This window comes from Streptomyces finlayi, from assembly GCF_014216315.1.
Taxonomy (GTDB): domain Bacteria; phylum Actinomycetota; class Actinomycetes; order Streptomycetales; family Streptomycetaceae; genus Streptomyces; species Streptomyces finlayi_A.
Genome location: NZ_CP045702.1, coordinates 5,790,423 through 5,815,026 on the forward strand (window position 1 = coordinate 5,790,423; position 24,604 = coordinate 5,815,026).

Below are 24,604 nucleotides of genomic sequence, written 5' to 3' on the forward strand. Positions count from 1 at the left end.
TGATCGTGGCGGCACTCGCCGTACGACAGATGGTGGCGCTGCTGCGGCAGCCGCCCGGGGAACGTCTGACCGACCTGGAGACCTGGACAGGCCCCGACGGGGTCCTCCAGGTGGCGGGTTCCCTGTACGACACCGGGCGCTTCACCGGAACACCCTTCGCGGGGCTCGTCCTGAAACCCCTGGCGGCCTCGGCCGAACAGGCCCTCGGCGTCCTGTGGACCTTCGGTTCGCTGCTGCTCGTCGCCGCACTCGGCATCGTCGCCGCGCGTGCCCTGCCCGCCCCGGTGAGCCGCCGCACGATGTTCCTCGCGGCCCCCGTGGCGATCACCCTGCTCATGCTCTCGCTGCCCGTCCGCAACACGCTGCATCTCGGCCAGACGAGCATCCTGCCCGTTCTGCTGGTGCTCCTCGGCTGGTTTGTGGCCCGGGGCGAACGCACCTCGGGCGTGCTGATCGGCATCGCCGCCGCGCTCCAGCCCGCCGTACTCCTTTTTGCCGCGCTCCTCTGGCTCACCGGCCGGCGCAGGGCCGCGGCGGGTGCCGGTGCCGCCTTCGCCGGCTGTACCGCCCTGGCCTGGGCCGTGATGCCGCACGACTCCTGGACGTACTGGCTGCACCACGCGGCGGGCGCCGGCCTCGGTGACCGGCCGGACAGTCTGTCGAACCAGTCCCTGCACGGAGCGCTGCTGCGGCTCGGCCTCGAAGGGCCCGCGGAGATCGTGGTCTTCCTCGCGGTGGCCGCCGCCGTCTGCTTCCTCGGACTGCGGCGCGCCGTGCGATACGCGCAGGACGGGCAGCTCCTCCTCGCCGTCGCGGTGACCGGCTGCGTCGTCGTCGCCGTCTCTCCGACGGCCTGGCAGCACCAGCTGCTCTGGGTCCTCCTGGCGGCGGTCGGCCGCGTCGGCAAGCGGGCCTCGGACCGGCTCGTCTGGCCGGCCGTCGTGGTGCTGGTGCTGACCCTGCCCGGCAAGATGCTGCTGCCGAACATCGGGGCCGTCATCCCCGTACGGGACAACGTGCTGCTGATCGCGGCCCTCGGTGCGGCGTGCGTCGCGCCGTTTCTGCCGCGCTCCTCGCCGTACTGGCAGCAGCCCGTTCCCACGGACTACGCCAAGCCCGTCGCGGCACGATGGAGACGGGTGCCGCTCCTGCCGTTCTGGCGCAGAGTGCTCACCCGCCCCAATCTGCTGCTGGAACTCCTGCTCATCCGCGTCGTCTACTCCGCGTACGCGAAGGTCCGGCTGCTGGCGACAGCCGGGCGTCCCACCGCCGAGGAACACGGCCGGCAGATCCACTCCGTCGAGCAGTGGCTGCACATCGACATCGAACACTGGGCCAACCACGCGGTCGTCGAGATCAACTGGCTGCGCGAGTTCTTCGACTACTACTACTCGACCTTCCACTTCATCGTGCCGCTGGCGATCCTCGGCGTGCTGTACGTGCGACGGCCGGCCGACTACCGGTGGGTCCGCAGCTCCATCGGTTTCGCCACGCTCCTCGCGCTCGTCGGCTTCTGGCTCTACCCGCTGGCCCCGCCGCGTCTGATGCCGGGCCTCGGATTCATCGACACCGTGCATGGCGTGCAGGACTTCGCGAAGCCGGACTACGGGACGCTGACGTCGATGACCAACCAGTACGCGGCGATGCCGTCGCTGCACTTCGGCTGGTCGCTGTGGTGCGGTGTGGTCATCGTGATGCTCGCCCCGAAGCCGTGGATGAAGGCACTGGGCCTGCTGCACCCGCTGTTCACGGTCTGCGCGATCGTCGCCACCGGCAACCACTGGATCCTCGACGCGGTGGGCGGGGCGGTGGTGGTCGGCCTGGGGTTCGGCCTGACGTACCTGCTGTCGGGACCGCGGGCGCTCCGGCCGAAGAATCCGGAGCCGGAGCCTTCCTCGGAGCAGCCGGAGCAGCCGGAGCAGTCGGAGCCTTCCTCGGAGCAGCCCGCGTCCTCCGCGTCCCCCGCGCCGTCGGAGCAGTCCGGGCCGTCCGGTCCCGGTCGCGCCGCCGAGAAGGTCGGCTGAAAGCCGTAGCTGTCCGAGTGGCCGAAGAGGTGCCGGGCGGTCCTCACCGCCCGGCACCCCTGCGGCATGGATCGCCGCGTCACCAGCGTCCGCCCGTACGGCCCGTTACGCCACTCGGGGGAGTCACCCCGCGGGCCCCAGGGCCCAGGCGGCCAGGGACAGGGTGACCATCGACACCACCGTGGTGGCCACCACGGAGTTCCGGGGGAGCGCGGTGTCCAGGCCGTACTGACGGGCGTAGAGGAACGCGTTCTGGGCGGTCGGCAGCGCGGAACACAGCACCACGGCCAGCACCTGGTGCTCCGGCAGCCCCAGCAGCAGCGCGACGCCGAAGGCGGTCAGCGGCCCTCCGTTCGAGGCGGCGCGGTGCGGCTATGTGGCGGACTGGAAGACCCGTTGGCGGCTGAGCGTCGACCCTGAAGAGGCCACGGCGCCGGCGGAGGCAGCGGATGCCGGCCCCAACGATCCGGTCCGGTCACCTGCCGCGCCCGCGCCCTTGCCATCACCGCATCCAGTGCCCGTCGGTGCTCCATCCCACAAAGCGCCGGGCACGTCCGGTGTCTGTCGTTCCGTCATTGCCGAAGCTGCCGCCCTCGGCGACCAGGGCCAGGCCCGCCAGGGCGGGGGCAAGCCGGGTTGCGACATGGGCCGGGTGGCGGTCCGTCTCCTCCTTCAGGCCTGGGATGACGCGTGTGCGGTGGTGGCGGCGACCAACTGTGGCACCAGCTCGGCCATGACCTCGGCGGACGGGACGACGCCCCGGTCCACGAGCGTGCTGAGCGGGGCGCTCAGCGCGGACTCGACCACCTGGCCGATCGTGGCCGGTACGACGGCTCCGGCGGGCAGGCCGGTCTCCCGGCTCTCCTCCTCGGTCACCGGGCCCAGGAGCGGGGCGACATCGGTGATGCCCGTCTTCAGCGGGAGTGCCGCGAGCCGACGCAGCATCAGCTGGGCCAGAGCATGATGGGAAGGAAGCGCCACCTGCGCGGCCTGACACCGGCGCAAGGCCATGTGCGCGGCCGAGCCGGGCAGATTTTCACGTAGACCCCGGGCGTTCCGGGCCCCGCCGCAGGAAGCCGGCCCGCTCGGCGCGGTCCGCGGCCACCGCGAGCGTCAGCCGGTCACCCGGCAAGACGGGGCGGCACCGCAGCGGGACCCAGCGTGGTCGCGCCCGGCGCCGCCCGGTGCCCGAGTCCCGTACGGTACGCGTCCAGCGCCGCTTCCATCCGCCCCGTGCGCCGCAGCAGGTCGCCCAGCAGGCGGCACAGGTCCGCGAGGTCGCCCGCCGCTTCGCTGCGTTCCAGGAACGCCAGCGCCCGCACGTAGTGCTCCTCGGCGCGCTCGTCGGCGCCCTCGTCCTCGGCGATCAGGCCGAGCATGCGGTGCGCGCCCGCCGCGTGCACCGAGCCGCGCCTGTCGCCCAACGATGTCGACAGTCCGCGCTCCAGCAGCCCGGAGAGCAACGCGACCGCCTCCGCGCATTGGCCGCGGCGACGCAGTACATCGGCCAACTCCACCTCGACCTGGGCCGTGTAGAGGGTGGCGCGCTGCACGGTCAGCATCTCACGGGCCGTGCGCAGCTCCGTCTCGGCGCTCGCCAGGTCCCCGTTCTGCGCGTGGACATAGCCGCGCATCCAGTGGCAGTGCGCCAGTTCCGTGCAGTCCACGGCGACCTGGGCCGTCCGCGGCTAGCCTCGGCGGACCGTTTCGCCTTCCGTGGCCGATGTCGGTCATGACGCCCGGCTGGAGAAGAACTACGGCCGGACGCCGAGCGAGCCGCCGGCTCGTGCAGTCCGGGACCGAACCGAATCGGGACCACTGCCAGGACTGCCGTTGCCCTCCGCACCATCGTCTTGTGGAGGGGCAGTGCAATGTGAAATATTACTGGGGTGCTCACAAGGAACTCGGCAGACCTCATCGTCGTCGGCGCGGGAGTGGTCGGCGCGGCCTGCGCCTACTACGCCGCCCGGTCCGGGCTGCGCGTCACAGTGCTGGACCGTATCTCCGTCGCAGGCGGAACCACGGGTGCCGGCGAGGGCAACCTCCTGGTCTCAGACAAGGAGCCGGGGCCCGAGCTGGAACTGGCTCTGCTGTCGACCCGGATGTGGCGGGAGCTGGCCGAGGAACTGCCGCAGGGGATCGAATACGAGCCCAAGGGCGGACTGGTCGTCGCCTCTGACGAGGCCGGCCTGGCCACGCTGAAGGACTTCGCGTCCCGGCAGCGGACGGCGGGTGTCACCGCGGAGGAGGTCCCCGCCGACCGGCTGCACGACCTGGAGCCGCACCTCGCCTCCGGCCTGGCGGGCGGCCTCCACTACGCCCAGGACGCGCAGGTCATGCCGGCGCTCGCAGCCGCCCATCTGCTGCGCGCGGGTGGCGACCGGATCCGGCTGCGCCTCGGCGAAGAGGTCACCGGCTTGCTCGTCGGTGCCTCCGGGGAGATCCGAGGAGTGCGCACAGCGGCAGGGGAACTCCATGCCCCGTACGTCGTGAACGCGGCCGGGACCTGGGGAGGCGACCTCGCCCGCGATGTCGGCGGAGGACTTCCCGTACGGCCCCGCAGGGGTTTCGTCCTGGTCACCGAGCCGCTGCCGCGCGTGGTGCGCCACAAGGTGTACGCCGCCGACTATGTCGCCGACGTGGCCAGCGGCTCCGCCGAGCTGCAGAGCTCGGCGGTGGTGGAGGGCACTCCGGCGGGACCGGTCCTGATCGGGGCCACCCGGGAGCGGGTCGGCTTCGACCGCACGCTCTCGGTCGAGGCGCTCAGACGCCTGGCGACCCAGGCCACCGCCCTCTTCCCGGTGCTGGCCGATGTCCGGGCGGTGCGCACGTACATGGGGTTTCGCCCGTACCTGCCGGACCACCTGCCCGCCATCGGCCCCGACTCTCGGGTTCCCGGTCTGCTGCACGCCTGTGGCCACGAGGGCGCCGGCATCGGGCTGGCCCCCGCCACCGGTCTGATCGTCGCTCGGTCCGTGACCGGCCGCGAGCCTCCGCTCGACATCGCTCCATTCAGGCCGGACCGTTTCGCTTCGGCTGCCTGAAGCCGCCCCGCACCGAAAGGAGGGCCCGTGGCCCGCACCCCTGCCGACCTGGTCGGCGCCCAGCCTGGTCCACCGTTCCGGATCACGTTCGACGGCCGCCCCGTGACGGCCCTGCCCGGCCAGTCGGTCGCCGCCGCACTGTGGGCGGCCGGGATTCTCGCGTGGCGTACCACGCGCAACGCCGGGCGCCCGCGGGGCGCGTTCTGTGGCATCGGCCAGTGCTACGACTGCCTGGCCACCGTCAACGGAGAACCCAACCGACGAGCCTGCCTGGTCCCGGCCCGGCCGGGAGACGCGATCACCACACAGGAAGGACACGGCCGTGCCGGTCTCGGGGTCTGAACCGTACGATCTCGCGGTGATCGGTGCGGGACCCGCCGGCCTCGCGGGCGCCGTCGCCGCCGCCGACATGGGGCTGAAAGTCGCCCTGCTGGATGCTTCCGCACACACCGGCGGGCAGTTCTACCGCACTCCGCATCCCGCCCTGGGAGCCGTCCGGCCCGAGGCCCTGCACCATGACTGGTCCGGCTACGCCGACCTGCGCGGGCGACTGGCACAGAGCAGGATCCGTCACCTCCCCGGTCATCACGTGTGGAGCGTGACGAACGAGAGCGCGGACGTCGGCGCGACGTGGGCGGTGCACGCGGTCACCGGGGCCGACGGCGGCGATGGGCGGCCGGTGCGGCTGCGGGCCCGTGCTGTGCTGCTTGCCACCGGAGCCTACGAACGCCACCTTCCCATTCCCGGCTGGACTCTTCCGGGAGTCGTGGCCGCCGGGGGAGCGCAGGCCATGCTCAAGTCCGGGCTGGTACTGCCGGGCCGGCGGATCGTCGTGGCGGGAAGCGGCCCTCTGCTGCTCGCGGTCGCTTCCGCGCTGGCGGCTGCCGGCGCGAGGGTGCCCGCCGTGGTCGAGGCGTCCGGCTACCTGCGCTACGCCCGGCACCCCCGGGCACTCGTCACGAACCCGCACAAGTCAGCCGAGGCGCTGGTCCATGGCACCGCGCTGCTGCGGCACCGGGTACGGGTGCGGATGCGCAGCGCGGTCACCGAGGTCCACGGCACCGACCGGGTGGAAGCTGTCACCGTCACCCGACTCGACAAGAACTGGCGCCCCGCACAGGGGGCGGGGCGCCGCATCCAGTGCGACGCGCTGGCCGTCGGGCACGGTCTCATGCCCCAGATCGAACTGGCAACGACCCTCGGCTGCGCCTCCCGGTCACTGCCCGACGGCACCCGCGCCCTGGCCGTGGACCGCCTTCAGGAGACCTCGGTACGGGGCTTGTGGGCCGCGGGCGAGACCGGAGGAGTCGGCGGCGCGGCCCTGGCCCGCACCGAAGGAGAACTCGCGGGGATCGCCGCCGCCGCGCGGCTCCTGGGACGCCTTGCCCCCAGTGGCCGCGTCCGGGCACTCCAACGCCGCAGGGACCGGATGCGTGCCTTCGTCGACGTGATGGCCGCCGCCCACGCGCCCGGCCCGGGGTGGTCGCGCTGGCTGACGGACGAGACCGAGGTGTGCCGCTGCGAGGAGGTCACCGCGGGGCGGATCCGCGAGGCGGTCGAGGATCTCGGAGCTCGGGACGCACGCACCGTGAAACTGCTTACCCGGGCCGGCATGGGCTGGTGTCAGGGCCGCATGTGCGGCGCGGCGGTCGCCTGCCTCGCAGCCTGCGGCCGAGCCGACGGACTGCCGGTCGAACGCCGTCCGTTGGCCGTGCCGGTACCGCTCGCCGTCCTCGCCGGCCTCGACGACCCCGATGGCAAACCGGCCGGAGCGCCGAGCTACCGGCCTTCGACCTGAGCCCGATGCCGTCCCAGCGCCCACGGGCGACCGCAGGCGAACGCGTGCGGCGTCCGACCGATGTCACATCCACAGAAAGGTTCTTGCCACATGAGCACCACGGCCTGGAACAGTGCCCGCCCCTGGCGCGGCATCGTGGTCGCCACCGTCCTGCCTCTGCGTGAAGACCTCTCCGTCGACTACGACGCCTATGCCGAGCACGTCCGGTGGCTGATCGCCAACGGCTGCGACGGGGTGGTGCCCAACGGCTCGCTCGGTGAATACCAGACCCTCTCCGACGAGGAGCGGGCCCGCGTGGTGCGGACCGCGGTCGAGGCGGCCGGCGGCGCGCGGGTCATGCCGGGCGTCTCCGCCTACGGCAGCGCCGAAGCACGTCGCTGGACGGAGCAAGCGGCCGAGGAAGGCTGCGGCTCGGTGCTCGTCCTGCCGCCGAACGCCTACCGCGCCGACGTGCCGGCCGTACGCGCCCACTACGCCGAAGTCGCCAAGGCCGGGGTCCCGGTGGTCGCCTACAACAACCCGATCGACACCAAGGTCGACCTCACCCCCGATGTGCTGGCCCAGCTGCACCAGGACGGCAGCATCGTCGCCGTGAAGGAGTTCACGGGTGACGTCCGCAGGGCGTACGAGATCGCGGAACTCGCCCCCGGACTCGATCTGCTGATCGGCGCCGACGACGTCCTGCTCGAACTCGCCCTCGCCGGTGCCGTCGGCTGGATCGCCGGGTACCCCAACGCCTTCCCCACCAGCTGTGCCGCGCTGTACCACGCCGCTGTCGCGGGAGACGTGTCCACAGCGCTACCTCTCTACACGTCGTTGCACTCACTGCTGCGCTGGGATTCCAAGACCGAGTTCGTCCAGTCCATCAAGCTGTCCATGGACATCGTCGGCCGACCGGGCGGGCCCACGCGACCGCCGCGTTCCCCGCTCACCGAGGAGATCGAAGCGGCGGTGCGGACCGCCACCGAGAAGGCGGTGGCCGACGGCCACCACTGACCGGACCACCCGACCGAACGAAAGGAAAACCCGTGCGTACGCGCCATGTCTTCCATGCCGTTGACTCGCACACCGAAGGCATGCCCACGCGCGTCATCACCGGTGGCGTCGGGGTCATTCCCGGCGCCACGATGGCCGAGCGGCGAATGTACTTCGGCGAGCACATGGACCACCTCCGTACGCTCCTGATGTACGAGCCGCGTGGCCACGCCTCCATGAGCGGCGCGATCCTCCAGCCACCCACCCGGCCTGACGCCGACTACGGCGTCCTCTACATCGAGGTCTCCGGGCTGCTTCCGATGTGCGGACACGGCACGATCGGGGTCGCCACCGTCCTGGTGGAGACCGGCATGGTGCCGGTGAGCGAACCGGTCACCACGGTGCGGCTCGACACACCGGCGGGTCTGGTGACCGCCGAAGTACAGGTGGTGGGCGGTGCGGCCAAGGCGGTCACGTTCACCAACGTGCCCGCGTTCTGCTCCGCTCTGGATCGCGAAGTGCCGGTACCCGGCTACGGAACGGTGACCTACGACCTCGCGTTCGGCGGCAACTTCTACGCCTTCGTCGACCTCGACGCACTGCACCTGCCCTTCGACCGTGCCCGCAAGGACGACCTGCTGGCCGCCGGGCTGGCCGTCATGGACGCGATCAACGCCTCACCGGAGCGGCCGGTGCATCCTGAGCAGCCGGAGATCGCCGGAGTCAAGCATGTGTACCTCGCTGCTCCCGGTTCCGACGCACGGCACTCGCGGCACGCGATGGCCATCCACCCGGGCTGGTTCGACCGCTCCCCCTGCGGAACAGGTACCTCGGCCCGGATGGCTCAACTGCACGCGCGCGAACAGCTGCCTCTCGGCCAGGACTTCATCAACGAGTCCTTCATCGGCACCCGCTTCATCGGGCGCCTGACCGAGGAGACCGTGGTCAGTTCCGTGCCCGCTGTCGTACCGACCGTCACCGGACGCGCCTGGATCACCGGCACCGCCCAGTACTTCCTCGACCCGGACGACCCCTTCCCTGGAGGTTTCCTCCTATGAGCGCCGTATCCCTCGTCACTTCCCGCAATCCCGCTGACCCGTCCGACGTGCTCCTTCAGGTTCCGGCAACAGGGGCCTTCGCGATGGCGGAGGCGGTGGAGCGGGCCCGCGACGCCCAGGCCGGATGGCTGCTCTGTGGGGCGGCCGCCCGGTCGGCCGCCTTGGCCGCAATAGCCGATGCCATCGACGCCGCGGCAGTCGAACTGACCGCGCTCGCCGTCCGGGAGGTGGGAAAGCCTCTTGTCGAAGCCCGGGCCGAGGTCGCCCGCACGGCTGCCATCTGGCGCTACTACGCGCAGGCGCCGTATGACCCCGTGGGTGCCGTGCACGAGACGGCCACAGGCCCCGGCCTGCTGCTCACCCGACGCCGCCCGCACGGCGTCGCCGGGCTGATCACGCCCTGGAATTTCCCTTTCGCCATTCCGAGCTGGAAAGCCGCGCCAGCTCTTGCGGCGGGCAACACGGTCGTCCTCAAGCCGGCCCCCGAGGCAACCGCCTGCGCGCAACGCCTGGCCGGAATCATTGAGAACGCCCTTCCCCCAGGTGCGTTCATCTGCGTGCCCGGTGGCTCGACGGAAGGTAACGCGCTCGTCTTCTCCGCTGACGTCGTTTCCTTCACCGGCTCGACGATCGTGGGCCAGGCCGTCGCGCGCGCCGCCACAAGCCGAGGCGTTCCGGTCCAGGCGGAAATGGGCGGCCTGAACGCGGCGATCGTCTTGCCGGACGCCGAGATCGAGCAGGCCGCGACGCATATCGCCGCGTCCATCGCCGGGTACGCTGGTCAGAAGTGCACTGCTACCAGCAGAGTTATCGCAGTCGGTGCGGCCCTCAATCCCCTACGCGAAGCGCTCTCCGCGGCGCTCAGGGCCATTCCGGTCGGCGATCCGGCCGACGCGGCGACGGTGAGCGGGCCACTCATCGACCAACACGCCCGAGATCGGGTCAGCGAGGCCTGGTACGGCCTGTCCGCGCTGGCCGGCGGCACCGTGCCCGACCAGCCCGGCTGGTACGCGGCCCCCACGCTGCTCGAGAAGATCCCCCCGGGGCACCGCCTGCTCCGCGAAGAGATCTTCGGGCCTGTCGCCTCCTTGCTGCCAGCCGATGACCTCGCTCACGCGGTGCGGATCACGAACGCCGTGCCGTACGGATTGGTCACCTCGGTACACACCGCCGGCCTGGACACGGCGCTGGGCGGCCTGGATCGTCTCGACACCGGGATGATCCGGATCAACGCCCCGTCCACCGGCGTGGACTTCCACGTGCCCTTCGGAGGCGCCAAGGGTTCCAGCCACGGGGCCCGTGAACAAGGCGGGGCGGCTTTGGAGTTCTACACCTCCAGCCGTACCTACACCCTGTCGCCTGCCCGGGCAACGTGACATTGTACGGTGGTGGTCCTGTCAGCCCGAAGGGACTACCGCTGCGATGGGCCATCTGAAGCGCCGCGACCTCAATGCCACCCGCGAGCGACTGCGGGACCAGGTCGGCAACGCTCTGCGGGCCGCCCTGATCTCCGGTGAGCTGCGACCCGGTGTGGTGTATTCGGCCCCCACCCTCGCCGAGGACTTCGGTATCTCGGCTACCCCGGTCCGCGAGGCGATGCTCGACCTGGCCCGTGAGGGCCTGGTCGAGCCGGTCCGGAACAAGGGCTTCAGGGTCACCGAGCTGAGCGAGAGCGATCTCGATCAGTACACCGAGATTCGCGCACTGCTCGAGATCCCCACGGTCGGGCGCCTCACCCGCATCGCCACCCGCCAGGCGCTGGAGGGGCTGCGCCCGGTCGCCCGGGAGATCGTGCGGGCGGCGCGCGACCACGATCTCATCGGGTACCTGGAGGCCGACCGGCAGTTCCACCTGTCACTGCTCGCCCTCGCCGGAAACGACCGCCTTGTCGAAACCGTGAGCGAGCTGCGCAGTCGCTCCCGCCTCTACGGTCTCACCGCGCTGGACCACAGAGACGAGCTGATCCCCTCGGCAGAGGAGCACCTGGAGATCCTCGACCTGATGCTCGCCGGTGACGACAAGGGGGCGGAGGAGTGCATGGGCAGACACCTGGGTCACATCCGTTCTCTGTGGGCGAGCAGCGGCAACTCCTCCGCCGAAGACGGGGACTGTAAACCATCGGTGTGACTCCTGATCAAGGAAGATGCGCCGATGACCAGTGAGAACGTGACCGAGGCCGCGTCCGTCGAGCAGTCTGAAGCGGCTCCGTCGAAGTCTGCGGACGACCGGCTGATTGACGATATGCAGCCACCCGCGGCGAGGCCGGCCCCGTACTTGCGTTCGTGGTCGATCGGGCTCTTGGAGTCGCACACGCTATATAGCCGACGGACGTTGTAGAAGTCGGTGATCCAGGTGGCGACCGGGCCTTTTGCCGGTTCCGGCTCCTGGTCTCTCTCCAGGACCCAAGGCCCTACCGGCCGACGATGTGAAACCAGCCGAGCAGCCACCAAAGCCGCAGGCCCTCGAATGATAGTTAGCTGGTATCATTGAATCATGCTGTATGAGACTCCCGCCCTCGACACTTCCGACATCAAGGTCCTGGAAGAGGTCGACGGCCTGCGCGAGCGGCTGCGTGACGCGGTGCAACACGCGCCGATGAAGTGGACACAGGATCTACGCAAGGCGCTGACCGCTAGTGCGATCGCGGCGTCGAACACCATCGAGGGCTACCAGGTCGACGCCGAGGACGTAGCAGACCTGATGGACGGCGAACGCGAGGTAGACGCCAGCGAGGAAAACAAGGCGGAGACCCTCGCCTACCAACAGGCGATGACCTACATCCAGTCGCTCCACGACGTCGAGGACTTCCGGTACAGCAAAGAACTGCTGAACGCTCTGCACTGGATGCTGCAGGGCCACCACCACCCGCAGCGCACCGCCGGGCAGTGGCGCAAGACTTCGATCCGGATCACCGTGCCCGGGGATGAGCTCGCCACCGACTACGACGGCCCGGATCCCGAGCTGGTGCCGGACCTGATGGCCGAGCTGGTGGACTGGCTCAACGACGGCGACACCGAGGGGCATTTCCTGATCAGGGCGGCGATGGCGCACCTGAACCTGGTGAAGATCCACCCGTGGTCCGACGGAAACGGCCGCATGTCCCGCTCCCTGCAGACTCTCCTGATCGCCCGCGGCGGCGTCCTGGCATCCGAGTTCTCCTCGATCGAGGAGTGGCTCGGAATGCCCGGCAACACCTGGGAGTACTACAAGGTGCTGCGGGAAGTCGGCGGCCCGGTGTACTCACCCGAGCGCGACACCCTGCCCTGGATCAAGTTCAACCTGCGCGCCTACCACGAGCAGACGCAGCGGGTGCAGTACCGGGTCGACCGCTCCAACCAGGTGTGGCTCGAGCTGATGCAGCATGCCGAGGCGCACGGAATCAGCGAGCGGCAGGTCACCGCTCTGCACGAGGTGGCCATGGTGAACCGGGTACGACGCTCGCGCTACGAACGGCAGGAAGCGATCAACACCCAGCAGGCGACCCGGGACCTGCAGGCATTGACGAAGGCCGGAGTGCTGACCGCGGTCGGGCAGACCAAGGGCCGCCACTACGTCGCGGGTCCGCAGTTCCCCCAGCACGTCGTTGCGACCGCCCGCCGCCCACACCGCATCATCAACCCCTACACCGCTGCCTAGTGCAGCAGGTCGCAAGTCCTTTTAGGGTTGAGGGTCCTGTGCTCGCTCACGCTTCGTGGACACTAGAGCCTGCCGGTGCTGACCTGCAACTGCTTGATGCCGTTGAGCCAGGCCGAGCGCAGCCGCCGTGGCTCGCTCACCAGACGCAGGTCCGGCAGCACGTCGGCGACGGCGTTGAAGATCAGGTTGATCTCCATCACGGCCAGGGACTTGCCCAGGCAGAAGTGCGGGCCGCCGCCGCCGAACCCGAGATGCGGGTTCGGATCGCGGGAGATGTCGAAGCGCTCGGGGTGATCGAAGACCTCGGGGTCGTTGTTGGCGGAGGAGTAGAACAGCCCGACCCGGTCCCCCTTCTTGATCCGCTGCCCGCCGAGCTCCAGGTCCTGCGTCGCGGTGCGCTGGAAGGAGACCACGGGGGTCGCCCAGCGGACGACCTCCTCGGCGGTCGTGGCCGGGCGCTCGCGCTTGTACAGCTCCCACTGCTCGGGGTGGGTGAGGAAGGCGTGCATCCCGTGGCTGATGGCATTACGGGTGGTCTCGTTGCCGGCGACGGCGAGCAGGATCACGAAGAAGCCGAACTCGTCGCCGGAGAGGTTCCCTTCGCCTTCCGCCGCGACGAGCTGGGACACGATGTCCTTGGCCGGGCACTCCTTGCGCGCCGCAGCCAGGTTCATGGCGTAGGAGACGATCTCCATGGCCGCCTCGGTGCCGACCTCCTCGGTGATCGCGTACTCGGGATCGTCGTACGCGGCCATCTTGTTGGACCAGTCGAAGATCTTGGACCGGTCCTCCTGGGGCACGCCGATGAGTTCGGCGATGGCCTGGAGGGGTAGTTCGACGGCGATGTCGGTCACGAAGTCGAACGAGCCGTTCTCGTCCACGGCGGCGAGGGCGGTCTCGGCGATCGAGCGGGCGCGGTTGTGCAGGGCCTGCTCCAGGGAACGTATCGCGCGGGGCGTGAAGCCGCGCTGGACGATCTGGCGGACCCGGGTGTGCTCGGGCGGGTCCATGTTCAGCATGATCAGCTTCTGGACCTCGATCTGGTCACGGCTGATCGTCTCGTTGAAGCGGATGACCGCGGTGTTGGTGTTCGAGGAGAAGAGTTCCGGGTGGGTGGAGACGTATCTGACGTCCGCGTGGCGCGTGACGGCCCAGTAGCCCTCGTCGTCGAAGCCGGAGATCCCGGCGGGCTGGGCGCACCACCAGACCGGTGCGGTCTCCCGCATCTCGGTGAACTCCGGGTGCGGCACCCGGGCTTGGAGCAGGTCGGGATCGGTGAAGTCGAACCCTTCGGGCAGATGGGGGCAGCGCATGGGCACCTCTCCACTCCAGGTCTGGCAGCGAACTGTCTGACGGCCCATCAGAAGTTGCCCGAAAGGTAGTAACGAGTTCTACAAATCGCAAGAGCCGTGGCCGGATCTGTTGCCCAGCACGGTACGCCGCGCGTAACGGAGTGCGTGCCGCGTGCGCAAGGTGGGTGCACGCCCCTTGCGTACCCGGGGTAAGGGTCATAAGACTGCTACAGAACTAGAACGCGTACTAGTTCCTTCCGTGGGTGCCGGGACGCCCCAGCGGAAGTGCGAGGAGAGGACGAGCTCATGGCCGCGGAACCCGTCATCGTCGAAGCCGTACGCACCCCCATCGGCAAGCGCGGGGGCGCGCTCGCCAATCTGCATCCCGCCTATCTGCTGGGCGAGACCTACCGTGAACTGCTGGGCCGCACCGGGATTCACGCCGACTGCGTCGAGCAGATCGTCGGCGGTACGGTCACCCACGCCGGCGAACAGTCCATGAACCCGGCGCGCAACGCGTGGCTGGCCGTGGGCCTCCCCTACGAGACCGCCGCCACCACCGTGGACTGCCAGTGCGGCTCCTCGCAACAGGCATCGCACATGGTCGCCAACATGGTCGCGGCCGGGGTCATCGACGTCGGCATCAGCTGCGGCGTCGAGGCGATGTCGCGCGTGCCGCTGGGCAGCGGCTCCAAGCACGGGCCGGGCAAGCCCTGGCCGGACGAGTGGAACGTGGACCTGCCCAACCAGTTCGAGGCCGCCGAACGCATCGCCCGGAAACGTGGCCTCTCCCGCGAGAACGTCGACTCGCTGGGCCTGCTCTCGCAGGAGCGGGCGGCGGAGGCCTGGGCCGAGGAACGCTTCAAGCGCGAGACGTACGCGGTCCAGGTGCCCACCACCGAGGAGGAACAGGCCGCGGGGCAGGGCATGTGGCGGCTCGTCGACCGTGACGAGGGGCTGCGGGACACCACCATGGAGGGCCTCGGCGGCCTCAAGCCGGTCATGCCGACCGCGATCCACACGGCGGGCAACGCCTCGCAGATATCCGACGGTGCCTGCGCCATCATGTGGGCGTCCAAGCGCATGGCGCGCGCCCTCAAGCTCAAGCCGCGCGCCCGGATCGTCGCCCAGGCCCTGGTCGGCTCGGACCCGCACTTCCACCTCGACGGCCCGATCGACGCGACCCGCGCGGTCCTTGGCAAGGCGGGCATGTCCCTGAAGGACATCGACCTCGTCGAGATCAACGAGGCCTTCGCCTCGGTGGTGTTGAGCTGGGCGCAGGTGTTCGGCCAGGACCTGGAGAAGGTCAACGTGAACGGCGGAGCGATCGCCCTCGGCCATCCGGTCGGCGCCACGGGTGCCCGGCTCATCACCACGGCCCTGCACGAACTGGAGCGCCGGGACAAGGAGTTCGCGCTCATCACGATGTGCGCGGGCGGCGCGCTGGCCACGGGGACGATCATTCAGCGGCTCTGAGACCGCCCCGGTCCCGGGCAGGGAGCACCGACGGACGCGCCGCCGTCCCTCCCGGGGAGGGGAACGGCGGCGCGTCCGGGAGGTGCGGCCGGGCTTCCGGCGAAGGTCAGGAGCGCGAACCGGAGTCGGGGCGAATGTCCTGATCGGCCATCTGCTGAGCCGCCAGTCTCAATCATTGCCCTCGACTCCACCGTGTTGAGCGCCAGTTGGCGCATCGCCTCGATGTAGTACCTATTCTCGCGGACATCCCTGGGACGCTTCTGGAACGTCATTCCCGTCATGGAATCGAACGCGGTGAGGGGCTTCTCGTCTGCCCCGCCGAACTCCAGGAGATGCAGCGGGTGTGTCGGTGGAACGGGAGCTGTGAAGGGTACGACTCGCAGGCTGATGGCGTGGAGGGCTTCATCCTCGATCAGTGAGTCGAGCTGCTCCAGCATGATGCTTCTGCCGCCGGCGCGCTGGGTCGGAGCAGCTTCGCTGAAGATGAACTCGAATTCAACGGGGTTCGGCCTGGTGAAGAGCCGACGCCGATTGCGGCGCAGCTCAACAGAACGGACTCGGGCCCCATCACGACGATGGCCGGTAAGTCGATCCCCGGCTTCGATCAGCTTGCAAAGCTCTGGCCGGAGCGGGCACCGCTGGGATGGGATACCTCCGACGCCACGTCCGTCGCGGACACGGTGGCCTTCCTCCTCGGTGACGACTCGCACGCCATCACGGGTCAGGTCATCCATGTCGACGGTGGGTTCACGGCCGTCGGTGCCTGAACAAGCCGACGCGAAGGGCCCGGCGCCACGAGGTCCCCGACCGGAGTTGTCCGGTCGGGGACCTCGTGTGAGTTTTGGGCTGTGGGTCAGTACCAGCCGTTGGACTGCCAGAAGTCCCAGGCGCCGCACGGGCTGCCGTAGCGGTCCTCCATGTAGTCGACGCCCCACTCGATCTGGGTCTTGGCGTTGGTCTGCCAGTCCGAGCCCGCCGAGGCCATCTTCGAGCCGGGCAGGGCCTGGACCAGGCCGTAGGCGCCCGAGGAGGCGTTGGACGCGTTGACGTCCCAGTCGCTCTCGTGATCGACGATCTTGTCGAAGCACGTGTACTGGGCGTTGTCGTCGATCATCTTCTTCGCCGTGGCCTGGGCGCTCGCGGCGGTCGTCGGGGCAGCGGCCGGGGCGGCCGTCGCCGGGGTGACGGCCAGGGCCAGACCGGTGGCGCCCAACAGTACGGTCGCGCCGGCGGCGGCGGCCTTACGGCGGGCGGAGCGGGGCTGGGCGAGCATGCGACGGGCGAACGACACGTAGAGACCTCACGTCGGGAACGGGGGAGTCGCGGCCGGTCCGAGTGGTGCGGGACCGGTACTCGTCGACCGTGACCCGTTCGTACGGGGTCCGCGGTGTCCGGCGACGTGATCCATTGTCAGCGAGCCCGACCGGCCTCCGCAACGACCCCGAGTACGGCCCCGCCTCGGAGGAAGGGTCCGAAGTCCCGAGCCGGGGGCGGGCCAGGGAGGCGCGGGCGTGGTTCCGGGGCTACTAACGCCGGTCGTGGAGGACCAAGGGCCTGTGGCATCCTTCACCCCTTCGGGACCTCGAATGTGACCTGGGCCTCGGAGGTGGGGGCGGGCGCTCGCTCGGGTGTCAGGCGGAGTCCAGCAGGCGGTCCTGTTCCTGATCGGCGACGGGCTCGCCGGAGGAGGGGAGCAGTTGCGGGATGCCGTCGACGATCGGATAGCGGCGTCGCAGGCGCGGGTTGTAGAGAGCGTCGCCGTTCTCTTCGAGGATCAGCGGACCCTTGTCGAGCGGACAGGCGAGGATCTTCAGCAGCGGGTTGTCAGGCTTCATGGCCGGCTTCCTTCGATGTGGGGGTGTCCGTGTCGTGTCGCGGCAGGGTGAGCAGGACCGTCAGGGCCAGCACGGTGCCGCCGATGCGCAGTAACAGCCGCAGTGGGTCCTCCGGCAGCGGCTCGTCGAACGCGATCGTGCCGCTGACGATGGTGAACACACAGGTCACCGTCGAGCACACCGGGACGATCAGGGACGCCCGGCAGCGCTGCAGTGCGGTCTGCGACAGCACCAGTCCGCTGAACCCTGTGACCAGCAGAAGGTACGGGTAGGGGCTGGCGAACAGGCCCGCCACGGAGCCCTTGAGGTCTGCGGTGTCCACGTGTCCGGAGACTCCCTTGATGGCGAGCGAGCTGACCCCGTAGAGCAGACCGATCGCCACCGCGTACGCCACTCCGGTGGTCGGCTGCCGGTGACGCCGGCGGGCGCGGCGTTCCGCAGCCGCGTACAGGGCCAGTCCGGCCGCGAGTGTCGGCACGCACAGTGCCAGCAGGATGCCCGCGGGCGCGCTGCGGCTGACCTCCTCCTCGCTCCCGTACAGAGAGGACACCACCATGACCAGTGCCAGCCCGATGACCGCCACCGCGCGCCGCTCACGGCCGGAGGGGCGCTCACCGAGCACCACCGACGAGAGCACCAGCAGGAGGACGAGACCGGAAAGGAACAGACCCTGGGCGGCGGCGATCGGCAGGGAGCGGTAGACGGCCAGTTGGGCGCCGAACCCCAGGGCGAGCGCCATGGCCCCGCAGATCCACAGGGGCCGGCGGGCCAGCAGGAGCAGGGCCCGGCCCGGCTGTGCCGCACTCAGCGCCGGCATGCCGGCCAGCGCACGCTTCTCCAGGACGAAGCCGGTGCTGTAGAGCACGTTCGCCACCAGCGCGGCGGCTACTCCCCACACCACGGGCTACACCTTTCTCGCGTGCACAAGGAGGATGGACGCGAGGGACGGCAGCCGGCAGGCCATCCGGTCCAGAGTCCGGAGCGGGCGCGGCACTCCGTGGAACGGTGCACCGGCGACCTTCACCACCTCGAACCCGCACGCCGCCACGAACTCGCGCAACGCGCGTGCCGTGTAAAGGCGCAGATGGCCGACCACCTGGCTGCCCGGCCTGCCGTGGATGTGGCGCAGACTCACCTCGGAGAACACCGGCTGGACTCCGGCGAGCAGGAGTCCGCGGTTGTACCAGGCGGCGAGGTTGGGGGTGGAGAGCATCAGATGCCCACCTGGCCGCAGCACGCGGTGCAGTTCGTCGAGGGCGCTGTCGGGGTCGACGAGATGCTCGACGACCTCGCTGAAGAGCACGGCGTCAGCGCTTCCGGAGGCGAACGGCAGCCCGCCGTCCGTCAGTTCACCGCGGACGACCTGGCTCAGGCGCGGCGCCGCCCGGAGCAGCGCGCCCTGCGACCAGTCGACTCCCACGACGCGGTGCCCGTTCAGTTCTCGGGCGGCGATCGCGGCGGCCGAGCCGTCACCGCAGCCCACGTCGAGCACGGTCGCGGCCGGACGGCCGGCGCTGACGGGCCCGAGGGCCTCGGCGAGCATCCGGGCCTGGCGCAGCGTACGGGCCTCGCCGGAGGCGACGGGGACGGCGGGGTCCTCGTAGAAGTCCCGCAGCCCGGGAGCGGACGGGGCCGGCGAAGGTACGGTCGGCTCCGCCGAGTTCCTGGCGGCTGAGCAGTGGGGGGAGAGGGTCATGACGGCCTCGCAGAGTCCTTTTCGGGGTGGGTGACCTGCGATGTGGCCGAAAGCGACTGCGCGAACAAGCCGGCCAGGTCCGCGCCCGCCGTGTCGCCCAGCAGCGCCCGCGACCAGCGCAGCGTCACATGCAGCCGCCCGCCGGTGGAAGCCGCCGCAACGCTCAGCCCGCGCGGCATCCGGGCCGGTGCGGAGAACCACACGGCCTTCGCCCGCCCGGCGTCGCCGAAGTCCAGCGCGTAGGGAACGCGCCCGACATTGGTGACCAGCACCGTAGACGTCCAGGGGGCCGCGGCCCGCCGGGCGCCACGGGTGAGCGTGCCCCGGATTCCGACCGGCAGAAAGGGCGCGGTCAGCAGGTTCGCCCCGAAGCCCAGCGGCGCACCGTGGGCCGACTTGAGCGCGCGGGTGCGCCGAGCGGTGGCGCGCAGCAGTCGGGCCACGGCCGCCGGGTCCGGCCGCTCACCGAACAGCAGGTCCAGGTCGTGCGGGTCCTCGGGGGTCATGGCCACTTCGACGAGCCGGGTTCCGTTCCCCATCGGCATGTCTCTGCCGCGCGGACGGTCGTCGACGGGCATCGTGATCCGCACCGGACCGGCGGGCCGGCCCTGGGAGACGTTCCAGCGGCCCACCATCAGTGACGCGGCGACCAGCAGTTGATCGTTGACGGTCCACGACGCGAGCCCGCCGGTCCGGCCCGCCGCGGGCGGAACGGGCAATTCCGCCTGCAGCATGCCGTTGCCCATGGCGCGGGCGCGCTCCGGTCCGGGGCGGGAGTCCGGCGCGACCCGCACGGGCCGCGACCGCACCGCACGGTCCGCGCCGCCGGTCGCGGCCGGACCCGGGGGGCCCTGCCGGACCGGCCCGGCGACGGGGAGAGCGGCCGAGCCGCCGTACTGTTCCGCGGTCGTGGCGAGGACCCGTAGTCCGGACCCCGCGTCGAGAGCGGTGTGATGCATCGTCAGCAGCAGCACCGTCCGGGTCGCCTCCGGGCCGTCCGCCTCCGGCGGCTCACCGACGGCGGTTCCCCCGTCCCCCTCGATGACTTCCAGGCGCATCGGCGGCGACAGGGCCAATGACGGGCATTCCCCCAGGGCCCGGGCGCGGGCACGGCCCAGCGCCTCGGGTCCCGGCCTGGGGAAGCTCACCGGATCGCACTCCGGTTCGCCGGTCAGCTCCCACGCGAAGGACTGCCGGAGCCGGCGGCCGGGCACTTCCCGCATCAGTACCCGGGGGTGTGTCAGCAGGGCCCGCCGGAACGCGGTCCGCAACCGTTCCGGGTCCAGCCGTCCGGGCAGATGGACCTCGATGTGTACGGTGTCCGGCTCGTCGTCACTGAGGCAGTGCCGGGACACCTCATCGGTCACCGGAAAGGGAATCCGGACCCCGCCGGGTGGGGGTGAGGACCCCCACCCGGCGGTTCGCGACGAGGTCATGACGGGCCACCGCCTCCTTGGTGCCCAGGGAGCTGCTCAGTCCGGTCCCCGGCGCCCGTGCTTCCCTGCCGGGCCGTGACCACCGGTCCTGCCACGGGTGCGTCGGCACCGCTGTCGCGTTCCGGCGCGTCGGCACCGCTGTCGCCTTCCGGCGCCTCGGCACCGCTGTCGTCTCCCCGCCCGGCCGTGGACCCCGGGCGTACCGCCGTCACCAAGGCGGCGGACAGGGCCACCAGTGCCAGTACCTGGGCGAAGGCGCTGAACGCGCCTTGCCCGGCGGCGGCCGGCTCCCCGGCGCCGATGGCCGCGGCGATACCCGCTCCGGCCATCGCCGCCGCGGCGGTCGGCACCAGGACGGCCGGCCGGAACCTTGCCGCCACGGCGAGTACGGGCACCACCAGGGCCAGCGGACCGGCCGCCACCGCGACGACGGCGGTCAGCGCCAGTGTCCCGAGCAGCATCCCGGGGGCCGCCGGTTCGGGCAGCTCCTCGTAAAGGCCGGTGGGTCCACCGGCGTTGCGCCTGCGGCCCGCGAAGGCCAGTGCGACCAGCGCGGCGAGCGCGATCGCACCGCCGATCAGGGCGGCCCGGTACGGACCGGAGGGCTCGAACTCCAGGTTCACCGTGCCGGACGCCCCGGCCGGGATCACCCACGCCTGCTGCCAGCCGTCGAGCCGCACCGACTCCAGCTCCGCGCCGTCCAGCGTGGCCTTCCAGCCGTCGTTGGCGTTCTCGTAGGTCTGCAGGTACGCGGCCTCGCCCGAGCCGGCCGAAACCGAGACGGTCCGGCTGTCGTCGGTCCACTTGGTGACGTCGGCCTCACGGCCCGCCGCTCCCGCGATCTCCTGCGGGGTGCCCCGGGTCAGCGTGACGTCGGTGATCGCCAGTGGGCCCGCGTCATCCGCCTCCACCTCGTGCTTTCCGGCCGGAAGGTCCAGGGTGCCGTCCTCTTCCTCTCCCGCGCAGAGTGCGACGGTGACGGGACGCCGCTCGGTGAGGTCCCGGACGGATCCGGAGGCCTTCGTCTTGTGCAGGACGCCGCCGACCGCGAGGTCCGGGCCCTGGCCGCACGGAAGCGAGAAGCGCGCGGACGGCTTGGCACGGGGCACCCGCAGATCGGCCAGCGCCGGAACATGGACCTCACTGAGCCCGACGGGCAGCTGCAACTCCGCCTCCGCCACCGGGTTGTGGACGGTGAGCGGGGCTACCCGGCTGATGGTGATGTCGAGCTGGTTCGTCTCGATCTCCGGGAAACGGGCCCGGCCGTTCTCGTCCACGTCAGCCGTCGCGGCGCCGTGCGGCGAACTGATCAGCACCTGCTCGGGCCGGGTGGACACCCCGCCGGCCGGTGCGAGGACGATCTCGTCGATCTTCTCCTTCTTGGGCCAGCTCAGGTGGACGACCGGCCGGTCACCCGCGATCCAGGCGGTCGTCAGGTCACCGTCGACCAGGTTGCGCGCGCTGAGTGACATGCCGCTGCGGCTGGTGGAATCCACGGAGGCCGTCACCCGGTTCTTCGATCCCGGAGCCGAGCGGTCGAGCAGTTCGTCCATGCGGGCGCCGGGTACGGCGACGGCTCGCGCCGACACCTGGTACTCGGCCGCGTCCTTGGTGCTGATCTGCCGGTGCAGTCCCACCTCGGCCGATACGGGCGACAAGCCGCCCGCGTCGGTACCGCGGTGCAGGGAGTACACGGTCGCCGCCGCCTCGGTGTCGCTCGCGTCGGCGGGCAGCGCCAGCATGCGCGTCACCTGCACGTCCGGGATCGACACCTCGGAGAAGCCGGCCCCGGCCAGGCCCGGCCCGCCCTGCTGCGCGGCAAGAACGGTGATCTTCATCCAGGAGGCATCGCCGACGGGTGCCTTGACGGTCTGCGGCGAGCCGTTCGTCTGCAGCGGGCTGTCGGCCGAACCCTGGTCGGTCTCTATCCGCACCCGCGTGGGCGCGGATCGAGTGCCGTCGCCCCGCAGCGGCGTCAGCTGGATGGAGGAGGGGATGTCGGTCGGCTGAGAGAAGTGAACCTTGAGCCACTGACCGGCCGGCTCACCCGGGCTGCCCTCGGCCCATGCCGTGTCCGGGTTGCCGTCGAAGGCGTTCACCGGGTCGTACTGCGGCTGGTGGAACAGCCAGTTGCCACTGCTGGAGGCCGTCACGGACTCCGCACCGCGCAGTTCGGCCGTCGTCTGGTGACCGGCGCCCTCCGACGGCAGGATCTGCTTGGGCTTCTCGCCCGGGTTCTGCAGGCTGTCGGAGTGATTGCGCTCGTTCTCGGTGTACGTGTACGAGGTGTTGTTGTTGACCAGGCCGAAGCGGGTGTCGGCGCGGCGCAGTCCGTCCGCGACGGCCTTCACCGGTGCGGTGACACCCTCGGGAAGACGGTCCCCGGCCAGCACGGCCGGCCGGTCGGCCATGGAGGGATCGGCCGACAGCTGGAGCAGCGACTCGGGTCCGCCACTGACCACGGCCGTGTCGGACGCGGCCGACACACCGACCTTGCCGGGACGGCCCTCGCGGTCCTGCGGGCGGTAGATCTCCACGGCCTGGAGCCGCGGAACGAGCCCCTGCACCTGCAGCGGGGTGCCGGCGGCGATACGACCGCCGGTCACCAGCGGACCGAATCCGGCGACCTTGCCGTAGCCGGACGACTCCAAGGTCCGCTTCACGGTCTGCGGCGGGACGTAACCGATCTGGTCGGGGTCCAGGTCGTTGCGTACGACCACCTCGTGCAGGCCGGCTCGTGCCAGGAAGGCCTGGAGGCCCGGAACCTCGGTGCCGGACAGCAGCGCCTGCTCGACGGCGTCCGTCGCACGGCGTGAACCGGGCGCGCCGAAGGGCACGAAGTCACGCTGTGCCCAGGCCGTCTCGGCCAGTACGTCGAACGGCTGGTCGATCGGGGAACCCCAGGTGTAGATGCCGTGCGCCGTCGCCGGGACGACCATCGCCCGGCTGTCCTGGGCGTTGTCCTTGAGCCAGCCGGCGGCCTTCTCCCAGTGGGTGGGCAGCTTGGTGAAGGCGCCGGGCTGCAGGATCGAGCCGTTGACGTACGGCAGGGCCAGGCCGGGCAACACCAGTACCGCCGCCACCGCGGGCACCCAACGGCGGCCGGGGAGCGCGCGGGGAGCTCTGCTCGCGGAGAGCACCGCGGTCAGGTGGGCCAGGCCGAGAGCGAGCGCGAGGGCCAGTCCCGGCTGGAACTTGTAGATGTTGCGGAAGGGCTTCAACGACCCGTTCAGCCAGTCCTGCACAACACCGTGGAACGGACCGCCGAAGGCGCCGCCGTACCCGGCCAGCGCGATCAGGACGACCGCCAGCACGGTCATGAGCAGCCAGCGTCGCTCGGGCAGGTCCCGGCGGGCCAGGCCCGCGAGACCCAGGGCCGCGGCGAACGCCGAACCCAGGATCGTCAGGACGGAGGCGGCGACGGTCCAGCCGGCCGGCAGCCAGGCCTCACCGAAGTTCAGATACGCCACCCAGTTGCCGGCGCCGCGCAGCAGCTCGGTCGCGGACATGGTGGCGGTGGTGGTGTCGGCCTGCTCCACGTACGCCATGAAGTTCTCGCCGTGCATGCCGAGCAGGAGCAGCGGCACCACCCACCACAGGGTGGCCAGCAGCACGCCCGGTATCCACCAGCCCAGCAGTGCGCGCCGCCGCCGTCCGGCCGGGCGGCTGAGCAGATACAGACCCACGGGCAGGAGCGAGGCCAGTGTCGAGGCGGCGTTCACGCCACCCATGAAGGGGATCAGCAGGGCCGACCGCGCGGCGGCCTTACGGGGGCTCAGCACCGTTGAGGTCAGCGGCAGCAGGACCCAGGGCAGCAGGGCACCGGGCAGCGCGGCGGCGGAGGTCGAACCGATGACGATCGTGAAGGTGGGCCACAGCGCGTACACCACCGCACCGAGCAGCCGGGTCGAGGGCGTACCCACGCGCAGCCGTTCGGCGAGCCTGAGCGCACCCCAGAAGGCGGCGGTCACGATGATGGACAGCCAGAGCCGTTCGGCCAGCCACACCGGGACGTGCAGCGTGTCCATGAGCGCGTAGTAGGGGAGCGCCGGGAAGGCGTAGCCGACGTACTGGTTGGCGATGCCGCCGAAGCCCACGTCGCCGTTCCACAGCGAACCGAGGTCGCCGAGGAAGCGCCAGGGGTCCAGGGCGACGCCCAGCTTGGTCTCGAACGTCATCTTCCCCGGTGACACCGCGAGGAAGGACACCAGCACGACGGCCCAGAAGCCGAACATCAGGCGTCGTCCGCGTGGGCCCTCCGGCGCCTCGGGCGGCGTCGGGCCGGGCTGCGGCGCCCGGGTGGGCGCCTGGACCGTACTGGTCATGACCGGTTC

Annotated in this window: 20 protein-coding genes and 2 pseudogenes; 11 read left to right on the plus strand and 11 right to left on the minus strand. The window is 70.7% G+C overall.

Going from position 1 to position 24,604, the window contains the following annotated elements:
* The first annotated feature begins 29 nt into the window (after nt 1-29).
* Nucleotides 30-2,024, plus strand: coding sequence for a bifunctional glycosyltransferase 87/phosphatase PAP2 family protein (locus tag F0344_RS26465; protein WP_374940167.1), 1,995 nt, complete (start codon nt 30-32; stop codon nt 2,022-2,024).
* A 123-nt stretch (nt 2,025-2,147) separates the two neighbouring features.
* Here F0344_RS26465 and F0344_RS26470 read toward each other — a convergent pair whose 3' ends face one another.
* The 3 genes and pseudogenes from F0344_RS26470 to F0344_RS26480 all read right to left on the minus strand — a co-directional run.
* Nucleotides 2,148-2,366 carry an AEC family transporter gene (locus tag F0344_RS26470; RefSeq protein ID WP_185302902.1) on the minus strand — a complete coding sequence of 73 codons (219 nt, stop codon included), beginning with the start codon at nt 2,364-2,366 and terminating at the stop codon, nt 2,148-2,150.
* A gap of 345 nt (nt 2,367-2,711) precedes the next feature.
* Nucleotides 2,712-3,065: pseudogene (locus F0344_RS26475) on the minus strand (hypothetical protein); the annotation flags it as partial.
* An 80-nt stretch (nt 3,066-3,145) separates the two neighbouring features.
* Nucleotides 3,146-3,682: pseudogene (locus F0344_RS26480) on the minus strand (tetratricopeptide repeat protein); the annotation flags it as partial.
* 231 nt (nt 3,683-3,913) lie between these two features.
* On the opposite strand from F0344_RS26480, the gene F0344_RS26485 reads away from it, so the two are divergent.
* The 8 genes from F0344_RS26485 (at nt 3,914) to F0344_RS26520 (ending at nt 12,535) form a co-directional block, all read left to right on the plus strand.
* Nucleotides 3,914-5,068 (plus strand): NAD(P)/FAD-dependent oxidoreductase, encoded by a 1,155-nt coding sequence (locus tag F0344_RS26485; RefSeq protein ID WP_185301153.1) that lies wholly within the window; start codon nt 3,914-3,916, stop codon nt 5,066-5,068.
* A gap of 27 nt (nt 5,069-5,095) precedes the next feature.
* Nucleotides 5,096-5,410: a (2Fe-2S)-binding protein gene (locus F0344_RS26490; protein ID WP_185301154.1), complete on the plus strand. Its 315-nt coding sequence runs from the start codon at nt 5,096-5,098 to the stop codon at nt 5,408-5,410.
* Entirely contained in the window at nt 5,391-6,866 is a 1,476-nt protein-coding gene (locus F0344_RS26495; RefSeq protein ID WP_185301155.1) for an FAD/NAD(P)-dependent oxidoreductase, read from the plus strand. The genes F0344_RS26490 and F0344_RS26495 overlap by 20 nt, the downstream gene beginning before the upstream one ends.
* Before the next feature lie 90 nt (nt 6,867-6,956).
* The gene (locus tag F0344_RS26500) at nt 6,957-7,862 is read left to right on the plus strand and encodes a dihydrodipicolinate synthase family protein (RefSeq protein ID WP_185301156.1); all 906 of its coding nucleotides are present in this window, start codon (nt 6,957-6,959) and stop codon (nt 7,860-7,862) included.
* A gap of 32 nt (nt 7,863-7,894) precedes the next feature.
* On the plus strand, nt 7,895-8,899 hold the full coding sequence (locus F0344_RS26505; protein WP_185301157.1) for a proline racemase family protein: 1,005 nt from the start codon (nt 7,895-7,897) through the stop codon (nt 8,897-8,899).
* Nucleotides 8,896-10,275 (plus strand): aldehyde dehydrogenase family protein, encoded by a 1,380-nt coding sequence (locus F0344_RS26510; protein ID WP_185301158.1) that lies wholly within the window; start codon nt 8,896-8,898, stop codon nt 10,273-10,275. Before F0344_RS26505 ends, F0344_RS26510 begins: the two co-directional genes overlap by 4 nt.
* Nucleotides 10,276-10,321: 46 nt before the next feature.
* Complete coding sequence (locus tag F0344_RS26515) at nt 10,322-11,026, plus strand: GntR family transcriptional regulator (protein ID WP_185301159.1); 705 nt, start codon at nt 10,322-10,324, stop codon at nt 11,024-11,026.
* Between the two features lie 366 nt (nt 11,027-11,392).
* Complete coding sequence (locus F0344_RS26520; RefSeq protein WP_185301160.1) at nt 11,393-12,535, plus strand: Fic family protein; 1,143 nt, start codon at nt 11,393-11,395, stop codon at nt 12,533-12,535.
* A 62-nt stretch (nt 12,536-12,597) separates the two neighbouring features.
* Here F0344_RS26520 and F0344_RS26525 read toward each other — a convergent pair whose 3' ends face one another.
* Nucleotides 12,598-13,848, minus strand: coding sequence for a cytochrome P450 (locus F0344_RS26525; protein ID WP_185301161.1), 1,251 nt, complete (start codon nt 13,846-13,848; stop codon nt 12,598-12,600).
* A 285-nt stretch (nt 13,849-14,133) separates the two neighbouring features.
* On the opposite strand from F0344_RS26525, the gene F0344_RS26530 reads away from it, so the two are divergent.
* Entirely contained in the window at nt 14,134-15,303 is a 1,170-nt protein-coding gene (locus F0344_RS26530) for a steroid 3-ketoacyl-CoA thiolase (protein ID WP_185301162.1), read from the plus strand.
* On the opposite strand, the gene F0344_RS26535 is transcribed toward F0344_RS26530, so the two are convergent.
* Nucleotides 15,291-15,911, minus strand: coding sequence for a DUF5753 domain-containing protein (locus tag F0344_RS26535; protein WP_258050301.1), 621 nt, complete (start codon nt 15,909-15,911; stop codon nt 15,291-15,293). The two genes, F0344_RS26530 and F0344_RS26535, sit on opposite strands and share 13 nt — an antisense overlap.
* Between F0344_RS26535 and F0344_RS26540 the strand changes: the two genes are divergently transcribed.
* Nucleotides 15,834-16,070 (plus strand): SDR family oxidoreductase, encoded by a 237-nt coding sequence (locus F0344_RS26540; RefSeq protein ID WP_258050302.1) that lies wholly within the window; start codon nt 15,834-15,836, stop codon nt 16,068-16,070. The two genes, F0344_RS26535 and F0344_RS26540, sit on opposite strands and share 78 nt — an antisense overlap.
* Before the next feature lie 86 nt (nt 16,071-16,156).
* Here the strand turns inward: F0344_RS26540 and F0344_RS26545 are convergent, their stop codons facing one another.
* From F0344_RS26545 to F0344_RS26570, 6 genes are all read right to left on the minus strand, one after another.
* Nucleotides 16,157-16,576: a lytic transglycosylase domain-containing protein gene (locus tag F0344_RS26545; protein WP_185302904.1), complete on the minus strand. Its 420-nt coding sequence runs from the start codon at nt 16,574-16,576 to the stop codon at nt 16,157-16,159.
* 358 nt (nt 16,577-16,934) lie between these two features.
* Nucleotides 16,935-17,138, minus strand: coding sequence for a Trm112 family protein (locus F0344_RS26550; RefSeq protein WP_185301164.1), 204 nt, complete (start codon nt 17,136-17,138; stop codon nt 16,935-16,937).
* Nucleotides 17,128-18,039 carry a DMT family transporter gene (locus F0344_RS26555; protein ID WP_185301165.1) on the minus strand — a complete coding sequence of 304 codons (912 nt, stop codon included), beginning with the start codon at nt 18,037-18,039 and terminating at the stop codon, nt 17,128-17,130. Before F0344_RS26555 ends, F0344_RS26550 begins: the two co-directional genes overlap by 11 nt.
* Nucleotides 18,040-18,042: 3 nt before the next feature.
* Entirely contained in the window at nt 18,043-18,834 is a 792-nt protein-coding gene (locus tag F0344_RS26560) for a class I SAM-dependent methyltransferase (protein ID WP_185301166.1), read from the minus strand.
* Nucleotides 18,831-20,270, minus strand: a complete 1,440-nt coding sequence (locus F0344_RS26565) for a condensation protein (RefSeq protein ID WP_185301167.1) — start codon at nt 20,268-20,270, stop codon at nt 18,831-18,833. Before F0344_RS26565 ends, F0344_RS26560 begins: the two co-directional genes overlap by 4 nt.
* Nucleotides 20,267-24,595 carry an alpha-(1->3)-arabinofuranosyltransferase domain-containing protein gene (locus F0344_RS26570; RefSeq protein WP_185301168.1) on the minus strand — a complete coding sequence of 1,443 codons (4,329 nt, stop codon included), beginning with the start codon at nt 24,593-24,595 and terminating at the stop codon, nt 20,267-20,269. The genes F0344_RS26565 and F0344_RS26570 overlap by 4 nt, the downstream gene beginning before the upstream one ends.
* Nucleotides 24,596-24,604 lie beyond the last annotated feature (9 nt).

What these genes read in the sequence shown, in the direction of transcription:
- F0344_RS26465 (WP_374940167.1), top strand. Translation starts at nt 30, where the DNA reads ATGGTGGCGCTGCTGCGGCAGCCGCCCGGGGAACGTCTGACCGACCTG.
- F0344_RS26500 (WP_185301156.1), top strand. Translation starts at nt 6,957, where the DNA reads ATGAGCACCACGGCCTGGAACAGTGCCCGCCCCTGGCGCGGCATCGTG.
- F0344_RS26510 (WP_185301158.1), top strand. Translation starts at nt 8,896, where the DNA reads ATGAGCGCCGTATCCCTCGTCACTTCCCGCAATCCCGCTGACCCGTCC.
- F0344_RS26515 (WP_185301159.1), top strand. Translation starts at nt 10,322, where the DNA reads ATGGGCCATCTGAAGCGCCGCGACCTCAATGCCACCCGCGAGCGACTG.
- F0344_RS26520 (WP_185301160.1), top strand. Translation starts at nt 11,393, where the DNA reads ATGCTGTATGAGACTCCCGCCCTCGACACTTCCGACATCAAGGTCCTG.
- F0344_RS26525 (WP_185301161.1), bottom strand. Translation starts at nt 13,848, where the DNA reads ATGCGCTGCCCCCATCTGCCCGAAGGGTTCGACTTCACCGATCCCGAC.
- F0344_RS26530 (WP_185301162.1), top strand. Translation starts at nt 14,134, where the DNA reads ATGGCCGCGGAACCCGTCATCGTCGAAGCCGTACGCACCCCCATCGGC.
- F0344_RS26545 (WP_185302904.1), bottom strand. Translation starts at nt 16,576, where the DNA reads ATGCTCGCCCAGCCCCGCTCCGCCCGCCGTAAGGCCGCCGCCGCCGGC.
- F0344_RS26550 (WP_185301164.1), bottom strand. Translation starts at nt 17,138, where the DNA reads ATGAAGCCTGACAACCCGCTGCTGAAGATCCTCGCCTGTCCGCTCGAC.
- F0344_RS26560 (WP_185301166.1), bottom strand. Translation starts at nt 18,834, where the DNA reads ATGACCCTCTCCCCCCACTGCTCAGCCGCCAGGAACTCGGCGGAGCCG.
- F0344_RS26565 (WP_185301167.1), bottom strand. Translation starts at nt 20,270, where the DNA reads ATGACCTCGTCGCGAACCGCCGGGTGGGGGTCCTCACCCCCACCCGGC.
- F0344_RS26570 (WP_185301168.1), bottom strand. Translation starts at nt 24,595, where the DNA reads ATGACCAGTACGGTCCAGGCGCCCACCCGGGCGCCGCAGCCCGGCCCG.